This is a genomic window from Arthrospira sp. PCC 8006 (assembly GCF_046480465.1).
GTDB classification, from domain to species: domain Bacteria; phylum Cyanobacteriota; class Cyanobacteriia; order Cyanobacteriales; family Microcoleaceae; genus Limnospira; species Limnospira platensis.
The window spans coordinates 1-463 of sequence record NZ_PKGG01000552.1 but is presented as its reverse complement, the minus strand read 5'-3'; the positions used below and the strand labels follow the sequence as shown (position 1 = coordinate 463).

Here is a 463-nt window from a genome sequence, read left to right as displayed (position 1 = left end):
ACATCAATAATGCTGTTTTACTCACTCAGCCAAATGTGCATTGCGGATCGGATATTGCTCGATACGGAAAGAGCGGGCAGCTGCGATGGGTTAAATCAATTACTGGAACCTCATCAGCACAAATCCGCGATATCGTGATGGACAATGACGAAAACATGTACAKTACAGGCGGGTTTACAGCTTCAATGAGTTTTCCGCAAGATAATAATCCACAAACCTTTACCGGATTTTCTCCCAACAACAGCAACGGATTTGTGGCCAAGTTAGATACAGCGGGTAACCTTATTTGGATACGATTCTTTATGGGAAACTCTGTTGATACGGGAGTGAAAGTTCGCATTAATAATCAAAATCAAGTCATCGTACTCGGGCACGTTAGCCAAACGGTGGTGTTTGATTCATTGGTTCCAAATTCTACTGTAGTAAGCGCCGGATCGGCAGATATTTTTATCGCAGCCTACTC

Annotated in this window: 1 protein-coding gene; it reads left to right on the top strand. The window is 43.3% G+C overall.

Features of this window, described 5'->3' with window-relative positions; all coding sequences use genetic code 11:
* Nucleotides 1-463: hypothetical protein (locus tag B9T16_RS29335; RefSeq protein ID WP_410246461.1), on the top strand; the 463-nt coding region annotated here is incomplete at both ends.